We start from the raw sequence: 19,424 nt of genomic DNA on the forward strand, positions 1-19,424 counted from the left end.
AATCACTTGTATGGAACTCACTATGAAACATTTAAAAGTTATTTTTATTCTCGCGGCAGTCATCGGCTTGTCGGCGTGCCAATCAAAAGTTGAATACGGTGATGCCACGGAAGTGGAAACCGTCAACGAAAACTTTGGCTCAACCGATCTACAGGCTATTGCCGCTAAAATGGTTGATAGCATGTTGACCTTCCCACCTGTTGTTGCGATGACCGCTAACGACCGTCCGATTATGTTTGTTGATAAAATTAAGAACAAAACCTCTGAGCATATTGATACGGAATCGGTTACTGACTCCATTAGCAATAAACTATTACGCTCTGGCAAGTTCCGCTTTATCGATATGACTAAAGTTGACTCGGTACGTAAGCAACTAGATTATCAAAATAATTCAGGTATGGTTGACCCATCAACAGCCATTAGCTTTGGCCGTCAAATTGGCGCGCAGTACATGCTTTACGGCAACCTATCTAGCATCGTAAAAGAAGATGGCAGCACTAAAGATGTTTACTACAAGATGACCATGCGTTTAATGGATTTGGAAACAGGCCTTATTGAATGGTCTGATGAAAAAGAGATCCGCAAAGTTAAGTCTAAGTCTTTCCTAGGCATGTAATGCTTAGTTAGCACTGCACAACCGAATAAAGCCAGCATCTCGCTGGCTTTTTTAATGGCTCAACAAGGTGATTTTAACTTCAGCGTATCGCTGAAATAAGGTACCGTATGCAGCTTGTTGCTATTGGCACTAAATCGCTTATTAAAAGGATGCTGTTTTGAACCTGCTTCATACTGCTGTCGTTATTGTAATATCTGTTGTACTTGCTGCATGTAATTCAACGCCTCGAGAGCCAATATCGACGCGAGATGCTTCTGCCTACATTAGTCAACAATCTGCAGCACAGCGCTCCGCTAGAGTGTCTGATGTGCATTATGATTTGGACTTTACTTTAACGGGGGGCACGACATTCTCTGCAACCACTAACGTTAACTTTAACCTCAGTGATACCAATAAAGCGCTCACACTCGATCTCAATCAAGCAACCATTAGCCACTTTAGTATTAATGGCAAAAAGGTTTATCCAAACTATAACAACCGTTATATAACCCTTAATCCAGGATTGTTAGTCAGTGGCCGCAACACCGTTGAAGTTCAATTCACCCGTGCGCATAGCACCAACGGCGAGGGGCTGCATCGCTTTGTCGATCCGGTTGACGACAAAGTCTATCTTTACTCCCACTTTGAACCCGCCGCAGCCCAACAGATGTTTGCCGTCTTTGACCAGCCAGATCTTAAAGCGACCTACACTTTGTCGGTCACCGCGCCAAAAGAGTGGACGGTCATCAGTGCGATGCGAGAATCTTCAACAACAGAACAGGGCGATACCCGCCAATGGCGCTTTCCTCAATCCCCTAAGTTGAGCCCTTATAACTTCTCAATGCATGCCGGCCCATATCATCAGTGGACAGATAACAGTGGCAAGTACCCGCTCCGTTTATTTGCGCGGCAATCTGTTGTAGACCAAGTCACACCACAAGACTGGTTTACTTATACTCAGCAGGGACTTACATTTTTTGATGAGTACTTTGGGATCCCCTACCCGTTTAAAAAGTATGACCAAGTGCTGGTGCCCGACTTTCTCTATGGCGCGATGGAGAATGCCGCAGCAATTACCTTCAGCGAAAGTCGTTTTCTGTTTAATACCGAAATGACCGCAACGCAAAAGCAACGTCTAGCAGGCGTGATTATGCATGAGATGGCACATCAGTGGTTTGGTAATCTCGTCACCATGAAATGGTGGAATGGTTTGTGGCTAAATGAAAGTTTCGCCTCCTTTATGGGCACTATTGCCACCGCAGAAGCCACTGAATTCACCCATGCTTGGCGCAGCTTTTATGCCAACAATAAACAGAGTGCTTATCATTTAGATAGCCAAGCTAGCACTCACCCTATTGAAGTCCCCGTCGCCACCACACAAAATGCTTTTGATAATATCGACGCAATTACCTATTCGAAAGGCGCTTCAGCCCTCAAACAACTGAATCATCTATTGGGTGAAAAAGCCTTTCAAACTGGAGTGCGAAATTACCTCACTCAATACAGTTATCAGAATGCTGAGCTAAATGATTTTATTAAAAGCTTAGGCAAGGCGGCCAATAAAAATCTCACCACTTGGAGTCAGCAATGGCTTTATGAAGCCGGGGTTAACAGTATCCAAGCCAGCTTTAGTTGTGAAAATGGTCGCATCACACAGTTTAGTCTTAATCAGACAGCTGCAAGCGACGCGCTACCGACATTACGTGAGCAGCACGTTCAAATAGGCTTATTTACTAAAGGCCGTAACCGACTGCATCACAATATCAGTATGCCAGTGACTTATAGTGGCAGCACCACCAATGTCACCAGTCTTGTGGGCCTTTATTGCCCTGATCTGGTCTATCCCAATTATCAAGATTGGGGCTTTGTAAAAGTTAATTTAGACCCAGTATCATTCAACACCGCAAAACAAAGTTTACGCTTAGTAAAAGATCCACTATTACGCTCTATGCTTTGGCAAAGCTTGTGGGATAGCGTGGAAGATGGCAGCCTTTCACTGAACGATTATATCGGCACAGTACTGGTAAATTTACCGGGGGAAATTGATTACACCATTGTAGGTCAGGTGCTTTCAAGCTTATCTAAGACGCGCATCTATCTCGACAAGATGGCTCCAATAAACCAACGTTATGCACAAAAAGCTATCCGAGCTATTGAGCAAATGAGCCTTAGAAAGGTGATGATAAATAGTCAAAATCGTGATTTTCAGCGACGTTGGTTTGCCAATTATATCGCGTTTGCACGAAGCCAAGATGCGCTCAATAACATTGATGCCTTGCTGAATAATAAAGCCAGTATTAAAGGCTTAACCTTGGATCAAGATCTTCGTTGGATGATGATTAGCCATTTAAACCGCTATGACCACCCGAGTGCGATGTACTGGCTACGTAAGGAACGTGAACTGGATAGCAGTGATTCGGGCCAGAAATCAGCACTTGCCGCTGAAGTATCCCGCCCAGATGCACTCAAAAAGCGTCAGTGGTTAACCCGCATTCAGCAAGACACCAATCTCCCCTTCTCCAAGCAACGTACCATTATGGATAACCTGTATCCCAGTGAACAAAAGTCTCTCAGCGCCGTCACTGCAGAGCAGCGACTAACCACACTGGCGCAGTTGGACCAAGACAAAGGCCCAGTATTTATGCGCAGTTACGCAAAAGACTTAATCCCAACGGATTGCAGCTATGGCAATGTCAGTGCATTACAACACTTGCAGAGCAACAGTGAACAGCTGTCTGACGGCACCCTGCGGGCACTAAAAGAAGCCATTCAACAGGAGGAAAAGTGCCTGTTGATAACCTCTAAAATGAGCCGATAATAGTAAAGAAACAATTATCTCGAATCACAAAAAAGCCACCTTCGCGGTGGCTTTTACGTTACATCGACTCACTTAATCATATTTAATTGATTAAGTGAGTTAGTGAAAGGCTTAAATAAACAACTCTCTAATGTTCTTTAAGTCGCCTTTACCTTCTGCAATCTCTTGTGCTGAAAGGCCAGAAACTTCATGAGGGAAAACCAACCACTCTTCAGATTCATGAATATAGTAGTCAGGCTTTAACGGCACCGTAGTGTTTTTAGGCTTGAAATATGGGCAAGCAATGCGCACATCTTTAGGCATATTGAAACGCATCAATTCACTTAACTTCTCTTTAAGTGCATGGATACTGCGGCCTGAATCAAACACGTCGTCAACAATTAACAGACCGTCGCCAGCATTGGCATTTTCAACAATATAGTGCAAACCGTGTACTTTAATCTGCTTACTTTGTTGGTTAATTCCGTAGTAAGAGGACGTACGCACTGCAATATGGTCAGTTTCTACTTTTTTAAAGTCAAAAAACTCTTGCACGGCGATACCGATTGGCGCGCCACCACGCCAAATACCCACAATAAACTGCGGGCGAAATCCACTTTCATAAACTTGTGCCGCTAAACGAAAAGAATCTTCTAGTAATTCTTGCGCCGTAATAAAGCATTTCTCTGACATCTGACCGTCCCCATCTTGGTATAGTTATCTTATTTTGGGTCTCAAAATGCAGCTGATGATCACTATTCCAAACTCTGAAATAGCACCTTGCTAGCGATCTCGCCGCTCAACTGTTTAAAGTGTAGGCACCCACCCGATTTTGGAGGCAAATTTTATACTAAAATCAGGATTAATGCTGCAAAAATGCAGCAAACTTGTGGCTTGAACACAAAAACAAAAACGGCTACCAATGGGTAGCCGTTGAGTTTAACCTTGTTAAAAGCCGATCTATACGGCTGTTAAGCTTGGTGTCCCCGCTTTGGTCACCATAGAATGGTTACGCTCAGTATCTTCAACAAAACCACGACTAACAATGGTATCGACATAACGCCAATCACTACGTACTTCTTCATGAGTGAAGGTTAGCGTGAGTAAGCCGCGATTCATTAAGTTGGCATACTTCAAGTTATCAACTAAACCGATAATCGCCTCTTCAGTCGCGGGAATATCCTTAGCATCAATACCCAAGTAATACTCCAATCCTGGCGATGATACTGAGCTTGTTGCAAATTCAACACCGACCGCATCGCCCGCTGCATCTTTAAGTTCATTTGCCCAAGCATTATGAGTATCACCGGCAATCACGACGAGGTTTTTAGCCAGCGATTTTGCCGTCGCCAGTATGACCTCTCGCTCATAGGCATAGCCATCCCATGCATCTAGGTTATAAGGTATTGCGGGTAGTTGCAGTAACGCCATCGCCTCTGGCGTCAACTTGTGTCCATAAAACTGTAGATATTTAAGTTCATCTGCAGACAAGGTTGGATCGCCTGCCTGTGCTCTGGCGGCTATTTTTGCTAGCGCTGCCAGTTGACCAAACTCTGGAATAGACAATTGCTGCGTGGCGATAGCAGCAGGTAACATCATCTGCCCCATTAACACTTGCTGCCCAAGCACTTGCCATTTAGCCGTTGAGGTTAGTAGTGTTGATTGCAACCATGTTTGCTGCTCTTGTCCCAACATCGTGCGGTTAGTGTCGGTGACATCAGCCATAAAACGTGCGCCGTCGAGTCCGCCGGTAGCAGGATCCATATAGTCCGGATATTCAAGCGGCTTATCTCGCCCTAATAGACGAGTGTCGAGCATATGTAAGTCTACGAGATCGCCAAACTGAAAGCTGCGATAGATCTCTTCATGATTGCCTTCGCGCCAAGGGCGGATTGGCAACCATTCAAAGTAGGCTTGCAAGGCCCCTTCTTTACGCGCATCAAAATCACCTTCATTGTCGTTATGGTTTTCTGCGCCTTCACGCCAGCTATCATTGGCAACTTCGTGGTCATCCCAAACAGTAATAAAGGCCGTTTTGGCATGCAGCTTTTGCAAACTCAAATCACTGCGATATTGGCTATAGCGAATGCGGTAGTCCGATAAGCTAAACAGCTCTCCTTCTGGTAGCACTTCGCGGCCAAATTCAGCAGCACGCTCACTGGCATACTCACCACGCGCATACTCATAAATATAATCCCCCAGATGAATAACCGCATCTAAGTCATCCATTCTCGACGCCATCTCATAGACGTTGAAATAGCCCGCTGGGAAGTTAGCACAAGAAAGCACCGCAAACTTGGCTTGCGCTAACGCACCTTGTGGCAAAGTTTTAGCCATTCCTGGCGGTGACATATTTTTGCCAGCCTTGAAGCGATAGTAATATTGAGTTCCCGCTTCAAGCCCCATGGCATCAATTTTAACGGTGTAGTCTCTGTCGCTATTGGTGATCATTTCACCGTTAGTGATCACTTGAGTAAAGGCACTATCGGTCGCGACCTCCCAAGTCACCTTAATGTCGCCCGCAGACAGAGGCGTCACTCTGCTCCATAGAATGACAGCATCGTGGCTTGGATCGCCACTGGCCACACCGTGTAAAAATTCTGCTGGGATCACATATTCATCATCGTCGCTACTACAGCCCATCAAGCCATAAGAAACTACGGCAGCGCCAACGCCTTTGGCTGATATGGCTAAAAAATCTCTTCGTGAAAAAGGTCGTTTCATTATTATTATTCCCTTAATATTATTCTATTTTAGTGGTACGAGGTCTAATGAGTCGAGATGGTAAACCGCTACTATTACACATACGTGACAATTTGGTAAAGTATTTGTTAAGGAGATTCTTAAACAGGTCTTCATTGCTGTAGAACTCAATCAAACAGCAAACTCAGAAAGAAGAGATAGCGAAGGTGTTACCGCTATATAATTGATAATAATAGGTTATCGACGTGAACAGAGAGTACATACCACTGGAGCATGATCGGTACTGTGGCTATCTCGATCATATTGAGGATTGATTAAATGACGATCTTCAGTATGGTAATGGCTCACCTCAGCAGTGCTAGTGTGAAAAGCGGGATTGAAGTCTTGTGACAGTAAGATGTAGTCGAGCACATTGCCTTGAGCACCGTAATAGTGCGTCGGTTGTCTTTGGCTGAGGGGCATTTCCTCGTCAGGAGTTTGCTTATCAATCGCGGCTGATACACTTTGGCAATACAACTGATAAGCATCGGTTAGCGGGTAACTTGCAAGCTCACCCAAGCCATCTTTCTCAAACCTTAACTCTTTGGTGGTTAAAAAGGAAAGTACCTGATTGTTAAGGTCGTCATTAAAGTCTCCCATTAACATCATCGCATTCTGAGTCTCTACTCGACGCTGCATCATGCTATGAAACAGTAATGCCGCTTCACTACCTCGTTGGATACTTGACGCCCACTGCCCCAACACATTACGCCCCAGTAACTCGCCATAATTGGCTCGATTAGCTCGATTTGTTTGAGTTGCTTGACCTTCAGTAGCGGTTTTAGGCGGGGGAAGTTCATCCACCGATGGCCGTTTAGATTTAAAATGTACCACGTAAATGTCGCAGTGACCGATATCAGGCAGCACCACAGTCACTCGCAGTGGCTTACGGCTGTAGTTAAACTCACTTTCGAGTCCAAGCCCTTCAGCATAAGGTTTATCGACCTCAATCGAAACTACCTCTTCAAAAGCGAATTTAGAGGCGATTGCGACAACCGGGTCGCGGCAGATAAAATCATCAACAACGCTAGGCTTGTCCATTACTGCAAAATGGCTTAAGCCAGCATCACGAACTTGTTCTGCAAGTGCAGATGCTGAAAAGACCTCTTGAAACCCAATAATGTCGGGTTGCTGCTCAGACAAAAAATCATGCAACCAGCGCTGTTTCTTTACCCATTGCTCACTGGTGTAGATATTTTCAAAATCATAATAAGCCAGTGGAGGTTCAACGTAATTAAACAGATTGAAACTCGCGACCTTTACTTTAAAAGGCGTTAGCGCGACTTGCTCTATGTTTGTTTCCAACAAGATCATTCCTTAAATAACCGTCTTTAATGATTAACCGGTTTATCGCTTTTCAATTTGAGGACCAGTTGCAGCAACATAACGGCGATGGCACCTGCAACCACACCAAAAATAGAATTTAAAATACTCGGCGTGATAAATGATAGCGTTGGGCCGACCACAGACAGACCCTCAACCCAGGTCGCTACGTGGCTGATCTTATCGCTTACCCAGTGCAGCCCGTGAGTTAATATACCGCCACCGACCATAAACATGGCGATGGTGCCGACAACGGACAGGGTTTTCATTAAATAAGGCGCAGAGCTCAGCAATATATGCCCTAAACGGCGTTTAACTCGAGCCGCTAAGCTCTCTCCTTGGCGTTGACTTAAATACAAGCCCGCATCATCAATTTTGACAATACCGGCAACTAACCCATAAACACCGATGGTCATCACAATCGCGATGACACTCAAGGTGAAAAACTGAGTTATTAAGCCTTTTTCAGCAACAATACCAAGCGTAATAGCGATAATCTCCGCAGAAAGCACAAAATCAGTCCTAATGGCGCCTTTCACTTTTTTCTTTTCGTACGCTTTGAGATCGCCAATCACTTCGTCTGGTTGTTCATTGATGACGTTAGGCTGCTTCTTCACTTGGTAACTATGGTAAATTTTCTCAAAACCTTCAAAGCATAAAAACAAACCACCGAACATCAATAAAGGGGTTACCGCCCAAGGAATAAAAGCGCTAATGAGCATTGCAGCAGGAACCAAAATGCATTTATTTTTAAAAGACCCTACGGCTACAGCCCATACTACTGGCAACTCTCTATCCGCTGAAACACCAGTGACTTGCTGCGCATTTAAGGCTAAATCATCCCCGAGCACCCCGGCAGTTTTACGCGCCGCCACCTTACTCATTAAGGCAACATCATCCAAAATAGTGGCGATATCATCTAATAAGGTTAATAAACTTGCCCCAGCCATACAAACTCCTTTTAATAGCGTTACCTGAACGAAAAACCGATGTAGATGAGTGCTTATCAATGCTCATTGCCTGCCAACGGTAAATTAGCCTAAGCGCTTTTTAATCTAATTTTTATCTGTTGAGCCAAGCTAATCATGATATCGCCAGCTTGTCACTTTAAAAGCAAATTTCAGACACGCTTTAGTTTAAAGCGTATACTATCGCCAATATTTTTAACCTTTGCTTTTAAATAGGATTTCGTTATGACTCAAGATGAAATGAAAAAAGCCGCCGCTTGGGCAGCACTTAAGTATGTAGAGAAAGATAGCATTGTGGGTGTAGGCACTGGCTCTACCGTGAATCACTTTATTGACGCACTCGCGACAATGAAAGCAGAGATCGACGGCGCTACATCAAGCTCTGAAGCCTCTACTGAAAAAATGAAAGCACTTGGTATTCCAGTATATGATCTAAACAGTGTCGATGAACTCTCCGTTTACGTCGACGGCGCCGATGAAATCAACGCCCATATGGACATGATTAAGGGCGGTGGTGCGGCATTGACTCGCGAGAAGATTGTTGCGGCAGTGGCTGAAAAGTTCATCTGTATTGTCGATAATACTAAGCAAGTTGATATCTTAGGTGAATTCCCATTGCCTATTGAAGTTATCCCAATGGCACGTTCATACGTAGCACGTCAGCTGGTGAAGCTTGGTGGCGATCCTGTTTATCGTGAAGGCGTAGTCACTGATAACGGTAACATTATCTTAGATGTCTACAATATGAAGATCATCAATCCAAAAGAGCTTGAAACTAATATCAACGCTATTGTGGGTGTTGTGACTAATGGTTTATTCGCCATGCGCGGCGCTGATGTGCTGTTAGTCGGTACCCCTGAAGGGGTTAAAACCATCAAATAGATTGGCGACTGTCTTTTGCTGTCACTAAGCACTATTTTGCACCGCTAAAAAAGCCACAATACATTATTTGTATTGTGGCTTTTTTGATTCAGTATTAGCTATTTGCAGATCACTCTACTTGAGCTGTTTCGCCATCGCTAACAGACTCATCTTCAACTACCTTGTCAATCTCAAGTGCCTTTAACGTTGCAGCAATATCTTCAGCGGCAGTTTCAGCATTGATATCATCATCAATTTTTAAGATTTTGCCATCTTCACCGATATAAAAAGTCACCCGGCTGGCAACGCGCACAAAATTAAGCACATCGTAAGCTTTAGCGGTTTCTTTGGTCGGATCGCTTAACATTGGAAAGTCTGCTTTCTGTTCTTTAGCAAACGCTTGGTTATCTTCAAGGTCGTCAACGCTGGCCATCATGTATACCGCTTTGTACTCGCGAATAAGATGTCCTTTTTGCACCAACGATTTACATTCTAGTGTGCAACCATGGGTGTTAGCCATTGGATACCATGCCAATACTAACGTTTGCTTACCTTTATAATCACTCAGCTGATAGAAGTGTCCATCTGTGGCTTGTAACTTAAAGTTTGGTGCGGTATCACCCACCTTCAAATCGGTTGCCATTGCACTCAATGGTAAAAGTAACGCTGCAGCTAAAAGCATCTTTGACGTTTTCTTAATCACTGTTTTAATCATTGTTTTCACCTAAGTTTCCCTGTGTCGCCTTTCACTGTTATACCACTAATACGTGCGTAGAACTAAATAGATCACCTTAAGTGACCAGCAAGCTTTAGCTTAAACATTCAAATGCTAAATCGTAGGCCTTACCCAAATCAACCGTCTTAGGACGACAGTTTTTAAGCTCATTATGCTTCTTGTCTGACGCACGTAATGTCGCGGGGTGAATAAACTCCACCTCACAAGCACATGTTGCCAGAATCGCCCCTTCCATCAAAAATGTTCCCGCACCTCCCGCACCTTGCCCTGTGGTCGCACGTCTATTTAGCACCAACTTATCAATAGCATGCTCACTAACATGACCATTAATCTGCGCTATAAATGCAACCACATCTGCTTGAGTCGGGTTTTTCAACAAAGCAAATTTAGTCACTTTAGGCGCGATCACACTATGGCTTATACGCTCACCAGTGAGAGTCACTACTCTGACCTCATTAGCTTTTAAAAAGAGTCCTGCAATAATCAAACTAATTCTCCTGAATCGACATTATCTTTAAGATGGAAATAAAAACGCCAGTTTTTATAAACTGGCGTTTTATCAGTGCGTTAAACGCTATTTTAAAGGTTACTTGCTCGCACGTGAATTCACCGATGAATCAATAACGATACCTTTATCATCCACATCAAGCTCAACTTTAACGCGCATGTCATAATCTTTCATCGCCTTGAACTCCTCTGGAATAGGCTCTCCAGTGAGCTCAATAAACTTAAGCAAGGGCGCAAACATTTTCATATAGTCTGCAGACATTGTCAGCAGACCATTGCTGGCCAAAGCTTCAGAGCTCAGCGTATTAGCAACGGCTTCACCCTTATCACCGAAGAACAACACCAAATGGTTGCCCTTCACTGCCAACTTGGCGGTGACTTTCATCTCTGGTGGCATGGGCAATACATCGTTCAAAATAATCGCACTGCCATCTGTCGGCAGTTGAATATTAGCGAGTTCTGGAGCAAATGGCTTAACCATATTAAACAACATTTCTGGGTTTTCGGCAGACAAGGTCATCACGGCATCTAAGCTTTCGAGTTCAGGAGAGTCAATATCATCATTGATTTTATAGTCAATCACTGACACACCGACACCTTTGACTCCATTAGCCATTCCAGTAAACATGCCAAGCATACCTGGGCTTTGTTGACTCATTTCCGCTTGCATCTCTTGCAATGGACCACACTGATACTCTGGCGTTAACATTTCGTCCCAAATGGCCTGTAAAGATGGCACCATTTGGTTAATATCTATGCCAAGCCCAAGAGTCGCAACGCTGTTATCAATATCTTGTACATATGCAGGAATATAACCGCGCATCTGTTGATATGCATTGAGCATAATCTGGTTCTTACTTTCAAAAACCACTCTATAACTCAGTGAGCTTTCACTACTGGTGATATCTATTTGATCATAACCGGCAACCGTGCGCGGCCAATTTGCGGCTATTGCCGACAACTCTTGGTCACACGCTGGCGATCTAAGCTCTGCAAAAGGGTCTTCTTCAGCCATTGCAAATAACTTAGTTAGCTGACGCGCCAGTTGATTACCATCAGTGCTAGTGAATGCTTTGACTATCTCTTGATGATTAATATAACTGATACCTTCATTGGTAAAACCATGTTTAGCAATGATATCTTCAATAATCTTAGCGTCGACAATCGAGCGTTCAACGGGCGTAACTGCCAGTGCAGTTTCCAGTAATACGGGCTCACTAAACGAGGCGTCTAGTGTCATCGTTAACATTGAGTCATGTACCGCTATAACCAGATTTATCTGTTCATCTTCAGTGCCATCAAGCAGCGGATAGCTACGGTAATTAACCCCTTTTAATTGAGCGGGCACATGCGTTAAGCCACTCTCGGCTTCTGCTTTATCCAGCAATGTCCAAATCGCATCTTCGTTGGCCACTTCAATCTTAAGTACAGGCATTACGCCTAGGGTATAAAAGTAACTACGGATATTTTCAGCAAGACCAAATGTACTAATGAAAGTATCACCATCTTTCATTGCAGCTAAATACGACTTCGTTAGACTGAGAAAAAACTGCGCACGTGGATCTTCTTCCGTTTCCCACTCGCCCAGCGAGTTTGCACCTGATTGCTTGTAGGCATCAGAAAGAGAATCGATATATGACTTGATCGGAAATGGCTGCAACTGTCCAGAAAATATAGGCGTATCAGCCGGAATATAAGCCATTACAGCGTTATCACTCGCCGATACTTCAGCATCTTGCTGACTGTACCAATACCCACCAGCACCAACCGCCACTAAGGCAGCAACTAGCATCTTATTCATTTAAAAACTCCATTTAATAATTCCATCAATCCAGTCATTGACGCTTTTGTTTTAACTCTGTCACTGCAAGCTAAGCCTAGCAAGCAATAACTTACTCATTATATTAATAACTTCGCGGGGTATATTACATCATTATTGACTGAGTTATATACCCAAGCCACTTCAACATGCTTGTTTCAGAGTTCCTGTAAGATCGGCGCTGAACAAGGCTGTGATTGCGATAATGCTTGCTCCCTTTTTTCAATATCACTAACGCAGAGCAGGCAACTTAAACGATTGATTTAATATCGAGACATTTGGCAAGCATCGATAGCCCTATTACGACCTTTTTACTGATAAATAGCCCAATGACTAAAGGGGAGATAGAGGGAAGGAGGTAAGTCGGCAGGGCAAATGAGGCCCTTGCAGTAAGGGGGGACACATTAAAAGAGACATTAACAGCACAAAATAAGTGATAAACCCCAGGCAGCCTAAACAGACTACCTGGGGGCTGTTTGCTTGGATAAACAGGCGCTAGCAAGTCAACCTAAGCACTCAATAAAGCCACCTAATGGTGAGCGAAACTGAGCTTGGTTTGTTTGGTTACTGACGGCTCTGTCTGCAGTATTTAGCGAAGCTTCATTTATAGGAGAATTAACAAATATCTCAACTACAAACTAAGCCATTGGAAGACTAAATATTGCTAAGCCTAAATAGGCTTGATACAGAACAGTTACCTAAAACCATCTACGGGAACGTTGAACTATAGTCTAAAAAAAACCGCTGTGCATAACCTTGTTAATAAAAATGTACAATTTATTATCCAACGCAGTAAAAGATAACCTAAAGCATTAATATTTATATTATTAAATATTTATAAATAGAGCTAAAAATAGCGTTTAACCTCTCCCTTCGCCCCCCTTAAATGAACATTGGCGCGCTGCTAAATATCGACATACGCGCCTAGGGGTTATATATCGTAATGTAAGCCACATTCACGTTTAATACCGTTGAATCGGGTCTCCTCTTCGGTCATTCCCACTTCAAGCGGTTTACTTGAGTGAGTATCACCAACGGAAACATAACCTTGGTCCCATAACGGGTGGTAAGGCAGGTCAAAAGCGGTTAAGTATTCATGTACCTGTTTATTGTCCCATTCAATAATCGGCAGCACTTTATAACGCTTACCATGAATCGCTAGCACTTGTAGCGCTTCGCGAGTACTCGATTGCGAACGTCTAAGTCCGGCAAACCAGGTTCCCACTTCAAGCTCCTTCAATGCTCGCTGCATCGGCTCCACTTTATTGATTTGGTTATAGCGATCTAACCCATCAATGCCTTGCAACCAAAGAAAACCAAACTTGGCTTCTTGCCAAGCAGCACTTAGCGGCGAAGCATATACTTTAAGGTTGAGCTTCAACCGTTCAGTCAATTCATCAATAAACTGATACGTTTGGGTAAATAAGTAACCAGTATCAGTCAAAATGACCGGAATATCGGACTTTTCAGCGCTCAGCATATGCAACATCACCGCCGCTTGAATACCAAAGCTCGACGATAATGCAGCATTACCCGGCAGATATTCCAGCGCCCAACGTACTCGCTGCTCAGGCGTTAGCTCATCTAGAAAACGGTTCACTATTTCAAGCTCAATCTGCTGTTCAATTTTTGGCGCGGTCAGCAAAGCGGCTAGCGCCTCTTTAGAGATAACCGATTTAATCTGTAGATCAGCCATGGAAATCCTTAGCAGCATCAAGCACTGCGGCCACTACGCCGCTGCGAACGGTATAATTACCAAACGTTTCACCTGCTTCTCGCTCTGATACATAACGAGCAAACAAGTCATCAAGTTCAGCAAGAATTTCAGCTTCCTGAATATTCTCACGATAGAGTTTATTAAGTCGTGTGCCTTCGAAGCTCGCGCCAAGATAGAGGTTGTAACGACCTGGGGCTTTACCGACTAAGCCAATTTCTGCTGCAAATGGGCGAGCACAACCATTAGGGCAACCTGTCATGCGAATAACAATGCCTTGATCTAAGAAGCCATGCTTATCTTGCAGCGCTTCAACTTTGGTTAAGAAACTAGGAAAATATCGCTCAGCCTCAGCCATTGCTAGGGCACACGTTGGTAACGCGACACACGCAATAGAGCGGCCACGCGTTTCGGTAATAAGCTTACCCATTAACCCGTGTTGTCTTGCCAACGCTTCGACTTTGTCTTTATCTGCTGCTGGCACGCCAGCAATAATAATATTCTGATTAGACGTCATGCGGAAGTCACCTTGGTGAATTTTCGCTATCTCTCTAAGCCCAGTTTGCAGAGGTTGACCAGGCAAGTCTTTAACACGGCCACCTTCAATAAATAGGGTTAAATGCCAGTTGTCATCAACGCCCTGCTTCCAACCATATCGGTCGCCACGGTCACCAATAACAACATCACGCTTTGGTTGAAACTTAATGCCAGTACGCTTTTCGACTTCGGCTTTAAAAGTGTCGTAGCCATGCTTAACAATGGTGTATTTAAGGCGCGACAACTTACGATTTTCTCGGTTACCCCAATCACGTTGCACCGTCATTATCGCTTCGGCAAATTTAAGCGTATCTTCCGCTTTAATATAACCAAAGTCATCGGCCAAACGCGGGAAAGTCGCCACTTCACCGTGGGTCGTTCCCATACCGCCACCCGCAACCAAATTAAAGCCAACGAGATCGCCATCTTCGGCCACTGCAATAAACCCTAGGTCATTGGTGTACACATCAACGTCGTTATCTGGTGGCACTGCCACTGCCATTTTAAACTTACGCGGTAGATACGTTTTACCGTAAACAGGCTCAACCACTTCACCCTCGGTTGTCACTAGCTTTTCATCGTCCAACCAGATCTCTGCGTAAGCTTTGGTGTGTGGCAGCATGTTATCTGACAACTGCTTGGCGTAAGCATAAGCTTGTTGATGTAACTTAGACTGCACCGGATTGGGATTACACATCACATTACGGTTCACATCACCACAAGCAGCGATAGAATCTAATGCTTCTCGATCAAGATCTTGAATGATGGTTTTCAAATTACGCTTTGGAATACCATGGTATTGAAACGTCTGACGCGTAGTGAGACGGATACTGTTAGAGCTGGTCAAGTTAGACGCTATCTCATCGACCGCTAACCACTGCTGCGGTGAACAAACGCCCCCCGCAACACGTGCACGTAACATAAAGCTATAAAGCGGCTCTAATTTTTGCTCTTTACGTTCGTTACGCTGATCGCGGTCATCTTGCTGATAAAAGCCATGAAATTTAATTAGCTGTTGGTCGCCTTCACTAAAAGCACCGGTGACAAGGGTATCCAAACCTTCTTGAATGGTGCCACGCAGGTAATCACTGTCGGTCTTTAAATACTCATTTATAGCTAACTTTTTCTCACTCATAGCAAGATACTCTCTATTATTCTTTTATATTTAGCGCTGACTTGGGTTTTGCCAGCGACTCATTAATGCGTTCTTTGTCATCTGCAAAAAAGCTAGTAAACGTCTTTTTGGTAGCGTTTAGCGACTCGCAGCGCTTCGAGGTAATCTTCAGCTTGCTCAGCGCTCTTACCGCCAAATTTTATGGCCACATCCAATAAGGCTTGGTGAACATCTTTTGCCATACGCTCTGCATCGCCACAAATATATAAATGAGCACCAGATTCAAGCCACTGCCACAGCGTCTCACCTTGTTCAATAATTTTATGCTGCACATACACTTTATGGGCTTGGTCGCGCGAGAATGCTAAATCAATGCGCGACAGCTCTCCGCTTTGTATGTACTGCTGCCATTCTGTTTGGTAGAGGAAGTCTTGCTCAAAATGGGGGTTACCAAAGATTAACCACGCATTGCCTTCAATACCCTGTGCTGAACGTTGCTGCATGAATGCTCTAAACGGAGCGACACCCGTACCCGGACCTACCATGATAACTGGGGTATCAGGATTTTCTGGCAGACGGAAATGATTGTTTGGCTCAACGTAGACATTAACTTGTTGACCCTCTTCCGCACTTGCTAGGAATTGAGATGCACCGCCAAATCGAGCAACACCAGCGCGCTCGTCTTCAACTAATGCCACGGTTAGATGAACTTCCGATTCCACTTCCGCTTGGCTAGAGGCTATCGAGTAAAGTCTTGGAGTGATACCACGAAGCAGGCCAATCAATTGCTCTGCGCTGACGCTCGCTGGATACTGATGGACCAAATCGGCAACTTGGTTGTTATTAATATACTCACGCACAAGCACTTTGTCGGCACTGATATCAAGCAGTGCTTGGCTTTGGCTCAATTCAGCCCAACCTGTGACTAAACCAGGATAAAGCTGAGTTAACTCTTTTTTATTAATTAGCGCATCACGCAAGCTAAGCGTGTTGCTTCCAATGCTGACCTGCTCATCACCATTAAGGCTTAAATGCGCAAGCAGCTCATTAACCAGCGCTGCACTGTTGTTAAACCACACTCCTAATGCATCACCCGCTTGATAATGAATACCTGACTCGCCTAGCTCAATTTCAACGTGACGCACATCTCGGTCGGAATCCCGGCCGGTCAGCTTTTGACTGACAAGCAGCTCTGCAGCGTATGGCTTTTGTTTGGTAAAGCTAGAGGTTACAGACTGAGCCGTGCTCGCAATTGACACCACACTGGCACCAGCACTTTGGATCAGCGGCTTAACGGCTTCAAGTACACTGTCTTGCCACGCTTCTGCGTGTTCTTCATAATCCACATCACATTCAATTAAGGGCGAAATTGATGTTGCACCGAGCGCGGTAAGGCGAGCATCGAAATCTTTACCGGTTTGACAGAAAAACTCATAACTTGAATCCCCCAGTGCCAATATCGAGTAGTTAAGATTATCTAACTTAGGTGCACGCTTTGAGGCTAAGAACTTGTGCAGCTCTATGGCGTCATCAGGAGCATCGCCTTCGCCATGAGTGCTAACGACTAACAGTAATAATGACTCTTGCTTTAGCTGACGCGCCTTGTAGTCACCCATCGATACTAAATTAACCGCATAACCTTGGGCTTGCGCCTTTTCAGCAAGTGCCGATGCCACGCCACGACCATTACCGGTTTGACTACCGTATAAAATAGTCATAATTTGCTCTGCACTAGCTTGTGGTACAACCGAAGTTCCCTGTTCAGATGTTGCAGCCAAATAGCCACTAACCCACGCAAGTTGTACGGCACTCAATTCAGCGGTGAACTGCTTTAGCTTATCAACTTGCCCAGAAGACAAAGGTGATGCGAGTGATGAAAGCTCTTTTAACAACATTAGAACGGCCCTGTATCAGTTTAGTGTTTGCAAGCTTAGCGCCTCTCACTAAAAGTAAAAAAGAATAAAAAATGATTTTTAATTCCATTTTGGAATATACAAAGGTTGAAAAGTAAGCTACAAAAGTAACTGACATTTGAATGAATTCACTTTTAGTGGGCTTGATGACAGCAAACTTCCATTTAAAAGTGTGGCCTAGCGCAAATTTTTCAGTCAGACCAGTACTGTAAACACGATATTGAAAAATATCAGCTTGTGTCTAAATTCAGAGTCGCCACAATATGAGACCTTACAAATAAAAATGACATCTGTCCCTACGAATGTCCTCAACGAAGAGGTTAGCCTTTGTGAAGTTAGGTATCCCCAAAGAAAGTCATGCTGGAGAAAGTCGTGTTGCACTTATTCCTGCCAATGTGGCTCGTCTGCTAAAGAAAAACGTGCAAGTGCTTGTTGAAAGCGATGCTGGAAGTCATGCCGGGTTTACCGATGAAGATTATGTTGCAGCAGGTGCCACGATTGCACCTCGCGAACAAGTCTTGAGCGACTCGGATGTAATTACTGTCGTCAATGCTAAAGATGAGCAACTCGCTGAACTTAAAGCCACCATTAAACCGAATCAAATCGTGATCGGTATGATGGACCCACTTGCGCATCCAGAAAATGCCCAGGCGATTGCCGAAACGGGAGCGACTGCGATTGCACTTGAACTCGTGCCGCGGATCACGCGTGCACAAAGCATGGACATTCTCTCTTCAATGGCCACTATTTCGGGTTATAAAGCCGTTTTGCTTGCCGCGCATAAAGCTCCACGTATATTCCCAATGATGATGACAGCCGCAGGTACCCTCAAACCAGCACGTGCTTTTATTATGGGAGTTGGCGTTGCAGGCCTACAGGCTTGTGCAACCGCGAAGCGCTTAGGCGCTGTAGTTGAAGCTTACGATATTCGACCTGCCGCACGCGAGCAAATCATCTCAGTAGGCGCTAAGCCCGTTGAACTCGATTTGGAAACTGAAAATACCGAAACCAAAGGCGGTTACGCTGCAGAGCAAACTGATGACTTCCTTAAGCGTCAGCAACAGGCAATGGCAAACGTGTTGGCACAGCAAGATATCGTCATTACCACTGCCGCTATTCCAGGTCGCAAAGCCCCTATCTTGATCACTAAAGAGATGGTTGATGGTATGAAGAATGGCACCATTATTGTCGATCTTGCCGCTGAAACGGGCGGTAACTGTGAACTCACGGAAGTCGATAAAGAAGTGGTTTACAAAGGTGTGACCATTCTTGGGCCATCCAATGTACCGGGTAGCGCGGCCAACCATGCTAGCCAGATGTATGGCACCAACATTGAAAATCTACTTAAACTGCTTGTCGATAAAGAGGGTGTTTTAACACTTGATTTTGAAGATGAAATTGTTAGAGATACCGTTGTGGCACACCAAGGCGAAGTCGCCAGTGCACGCTTACGCGATATATTAGGTTTACCCGCATTGGAGCCTGTCATAACGGCTGCTACACCGGAGGAAAAATAAATGGAAATTTTACTCTTACTGACCCTATTTATGGTCGCAGTATTTCTCGGCGTTGAGGTCATCACCAAAGTACCACCCACCTTGCATACTCCGTTAATGTCAGGTTCAAACGCAATTTCAGGGATCTCACTCGTCGGCGCACTATTGTCAGCAGGTTCTGGCGCCGGTATTTGGGTCAACGTTTTAGGGTTTGTCGCTGTGGTACTTGCCACGATTAATGTTGTCGGTGGCTATATGGTCACCAACCGCATGCTAGCTATGTTCAAAAGGAAATAAGCCAC

Annotated in this window: 15 protein-coding genes; 5 read left to right on the forward strand and 10 right to left on the reverse strand. The window is 44.5% G+C overall.

Annotation, left to right across the window (positions count from 1 at the left end; all coding sequences use genetic code 11):
• Positions 1 to 22 precede the first annotated feature (22 nt).
• Positions 23 to 616: a penicillin-binding protein activator LpoB gene (lpoB, locus tag CXF83_RS19415; RefSeq protein ID WP_180960974.1), complete on the forward strand. Its 594-nt coding sequence runs from the start codon at positions 23 to 25 to the stop codon at positions 614 to 616.
• Between the two features lie 157 nt (positions 617 to 773).
• Positions 774 to 3,413, forward strand: a complete 2,640-nt coding sequence (gene pepN / locus CXF83_RS19420; RefSeq protein WP_101091771.1) for an aminopeptidase N — start codon at positions 774 to 776, stop codon at positions 3,411 to 3,413.
• 111 nt (positions 3,414 to 3,524) lie between these two features.
• On the opposite strand, the gene CXF83_RS19425 is transcribed toward pepN, so the two are convergent.
• The 4 genes from CXF83_RS19425 to CXF83_RS19440 form a co-directional block, all read right to left on the reverse strand.
• Positions 3,525 to 4,085, reverse strand: a complete 561-nt coding sequence (locus tag CXF83_RS19425; protein WP_101091770.1) for a phosphoribosyltransferase — start codon at positions 4,083 to 4,085, stop codon at positions 3,525 to 3,527.
• 267 nt (positions 4,086 to 4,352) lie between these two features.
• Positions 4,353 to 6,116: an alkaline phosphatase D family protein gene (locus tag CXF83_RS19430; protein WP_101091769.1), complete on the reverse strand. Its 1,764-nt coding sequence runs from the start codon at positions 6,114 to 6,116 to the stop codon at positions 4,353 to 4,355.
• Positions 6,117 to 6,332: 216 nt separating this feature from the next.
• A complete protein-coding gene (locus CXF83_RS19435) occupies positions 6,333 to 7,448 on the reverse strand; it encodes an endonuclease/exonuclease/phosphatase family protein (RefSeq protein WP_101091768.1) in 1,116 nt (371 codons plus the stop codon).
• 17 nt (positions 7,449 to 7,465) lie between these two features.
• Entirely contained in the window at positions 7,466 to 8,407 is a 942-nt protein-coding gene (locus tag CXF83_RS19440; protein WP_101091767.1) for a DUF808 domain-containing protein, read from the reverse strand.
• Positions 8,408 to 8,650: 243 nt separating this feature from the next.
• Between CXF83_RS19440 and rpiA the strand changes: the two genes are divergently transcribed.
• The gene (gene rpiA / locus CXF83_RS19445; RefSeq protein ID WP_101091766.1) at positions 8,651 to 9,307 is read left to right on the forward strand and encodes a ribose-5-phosphate isomerase RpiA; all 657 of its coding nucleotides are present in this window, start codon (positions 8,651 to 8,653) and stop codon (positions 9,305 to 9,307) included.
• Positions 9,308 to 9,416: 109 nt separating this feature from the next.
• On the opposite strand, the gene CXF83_RS19450 is transcribed toward rpiA, so the two are convergent.
• The 6 genes from CXF83_RS19450 to CXF83_RS19475 form a co-directional block, all read right to left on the reverse strand.
• On the reverse strand, positions 9,417 to 9,929 hold the full coding sequence (locus CXF83_RS19450; RefSeq protein ID WP_101091807.1) for a peroxiredoxin family protein: 513 nt from the start codon (positions 9,927 to 9,929) through the stop codon (positions 9,417 to 9,419).
• Between the two features lie 166 nt (positions 9,930 to 10,095).
• Positions 10,096 to 10,509 (reverse strand): DUF3010 family protein, encoded by a 414-nt coding sequence (locus tag CXF83_RS19455; RefSeq protein ID WP_101091765.1) that lies wholly within the window; start codon positions 10,507 to 10,509, stop codon positions 10,096 to 10,098.
• A gap of 99 nt (positions 10,510 to 10,608) precedes the next feature.
• Positions 10,609 to 12,330, reverse strand: coding sequence for a hypothetical protein (locus CXF83_RS19460; protein ID WP_101091764.1), 1,722 nt, complete (start codon positions 12,328 to 12,330; stop codon positions 10,609 to 10,611).
• A 949-nt stretch (positions 12,331 to 13,279) separates the two neighbouring features.
• Positions 13,280 to 14,044, reverse strand: a complete 765-nt coding sequence (locus tag CXF83_RS19465) for a phosphoadenylyl-sulfate reductase (RefSeq protein ID WP_101091763.1) — start codon at positions 14,042 to 14,044, stop codon at positions 13,280 to 13,282.
• Positions 14,037 to 15,734 (reverse strand): assimilatory sulfite reductase (NADPH) hemoprotein subunit, encoded by a 1,698-nt coding sequence (gene cysI / locus CXF83_RS19470; protein WP_101091762.1) that lies wholly within the window; start codon positions 15,732 to 15,734, stop codon positions 14,037 to 14,039. Before cysI ends, CXF83_RS19465 begins: the two co-directional genes overlap by 8 nt.
• 92 nt (positions 15,735 to 15,826) lie before the next feature.
• The gene (locus tag CXF83_RS19475) at positions 15,827 to 17,608 is read right to left on the reverse strand and encodes an assimilatory sulfite reductase (NADPH) flavoprotein subunit (RefSeq protein ID WP_101091761.1); all 1,782 of its coding nucleotides are present in this window, start codon (positions 17,606 to 17,608) and stop codon (positions 15,827 to 15,829) included.
• A 347-nt stretch (positions 17,609 to 17,955) separates the two neighbouring features.
• Between CXF83_RS19475 and CXF83_RS19480 the strand changes: the two genes are divergently transcribed.
• Positions 17,956 to 19,143 (forward strand): Re/Si-specific NAD(P)(+) transhydrogenase subunit alpha, encoded by a 1,188-nt coding sequence (locus CXF83_RS19480; protein ID WP_101091760.1) that lies wholly within the window; start codon positions 17,956 to 17,958, stop codon positions 19,141 to 19,143.
• A complete protein-coding gene (locus CXF83_RS19485; RefSeq protein WP_101091759.1) occupies positions 19,144 to 19,419 on the forward strand; it encodes an NAD(P) transhydrogenase subunit alpha in 276 nt (91 codons plus the stop codon).
• Positions 19,420 to 19,424 lie beyond the last annotated feature (5 nt).

This window comes from Shewanella sp. Choline-02u-19 (assembly GCF_002836205.1).
Taxonomy (GTDB): Bacteria; Pseudomonadota; Gammaproteobacteria; order Enterobacterales; family Shewanellaceae; genus Shewanella.

Excerpts from the sequence above, each read along its gene's own strand:
- CXF83_RS19485 (WP_101091759.1), top strand. The coding sequence starts at position 19,144 with ATGGAAATTTTACTCTTACTGACCCTATTTATGGTCGCAGTATTTCTC.
- CXF83_RS19460 (WP_101091764.1), bottom strand. The coding sequence starts at position 12,330 with ATGAATAAGATGCTAGTTGCTGCCTTAGTGGCGGTTGGTGCTGGTGGG.
- lpoB (WP_180960974.1), top strand. The coding sequence starts at position 23 with ATGAAACATTTAAAAGTTATTTTTATTCTCGCGGCAGTCATCGGCTTG.
- CXF83_RS19450 (WP_101091807.1), bottom strand. The coding sequence starts at position 9,929 with ATGGCAACCGATTTGAAGGTGGGTGATACCGCACCAAACTTTAAGTTA.
- CXF83_RS19435 (WP_101091768.1), bottom strand. The coding sequence starts at position 7,448 with ATGATCTTGTTGGAAACAAACATAGAGCAAGTCGCGCTAACGCCTTTT.
- cysI (WP_101091762.1), bottom strand. The coding sequence starts at position 15,734 with ATGAGTGAGAAAAAGTTAGCTATAAATGAGTATTTAAAGACCGACAGT.
- rpiA (WP_101091766.1), top strand. The coding sequence starts at position 8,651 with ATGACTCAAGATGAAATGAAAAAAGCCGCCGCTTGGGCAGCACTTAAG.
- CXF83_RS19425 (WP_101091770.1), bottom strand. The coding sequence starts at position 4,085 with ATGTCAGAGAAATGCTTTATTACGGCGCAAGAATTACTAGAAGATTCT.
- CXF83_RS19465 (WP_101091763.1), bottom strand. The coding sequence starts at position 14,044 with ATGGCTGATCTACAGATTAAATCGGTTATCTCTAAAGAGGCGCTAGCC.
- CXF83_RS19440 (WP_101091767.1), bottom strand. The coding sequence starts at position 8,407 with ATGGCTGGGGCAAGTTTATTAACCTTATTAGATGATATCGCCACTATT.
- CXF83_RS19430 (WP_101091769.1), bottom strand. The coding sequence starts at position 6,116 with ATGAAACGACCTTTTTCACGAAGAGATTTTTTAGCCATATCAGCCAAA.
- CXF83_RS19475 (WP_101091761.1), bottom strand. The coding sequence starts at position 17,608 with ATGTTGTTAAAAGAGCTTTCATCACTCGCATCACCTTTGTCTTCTGGG.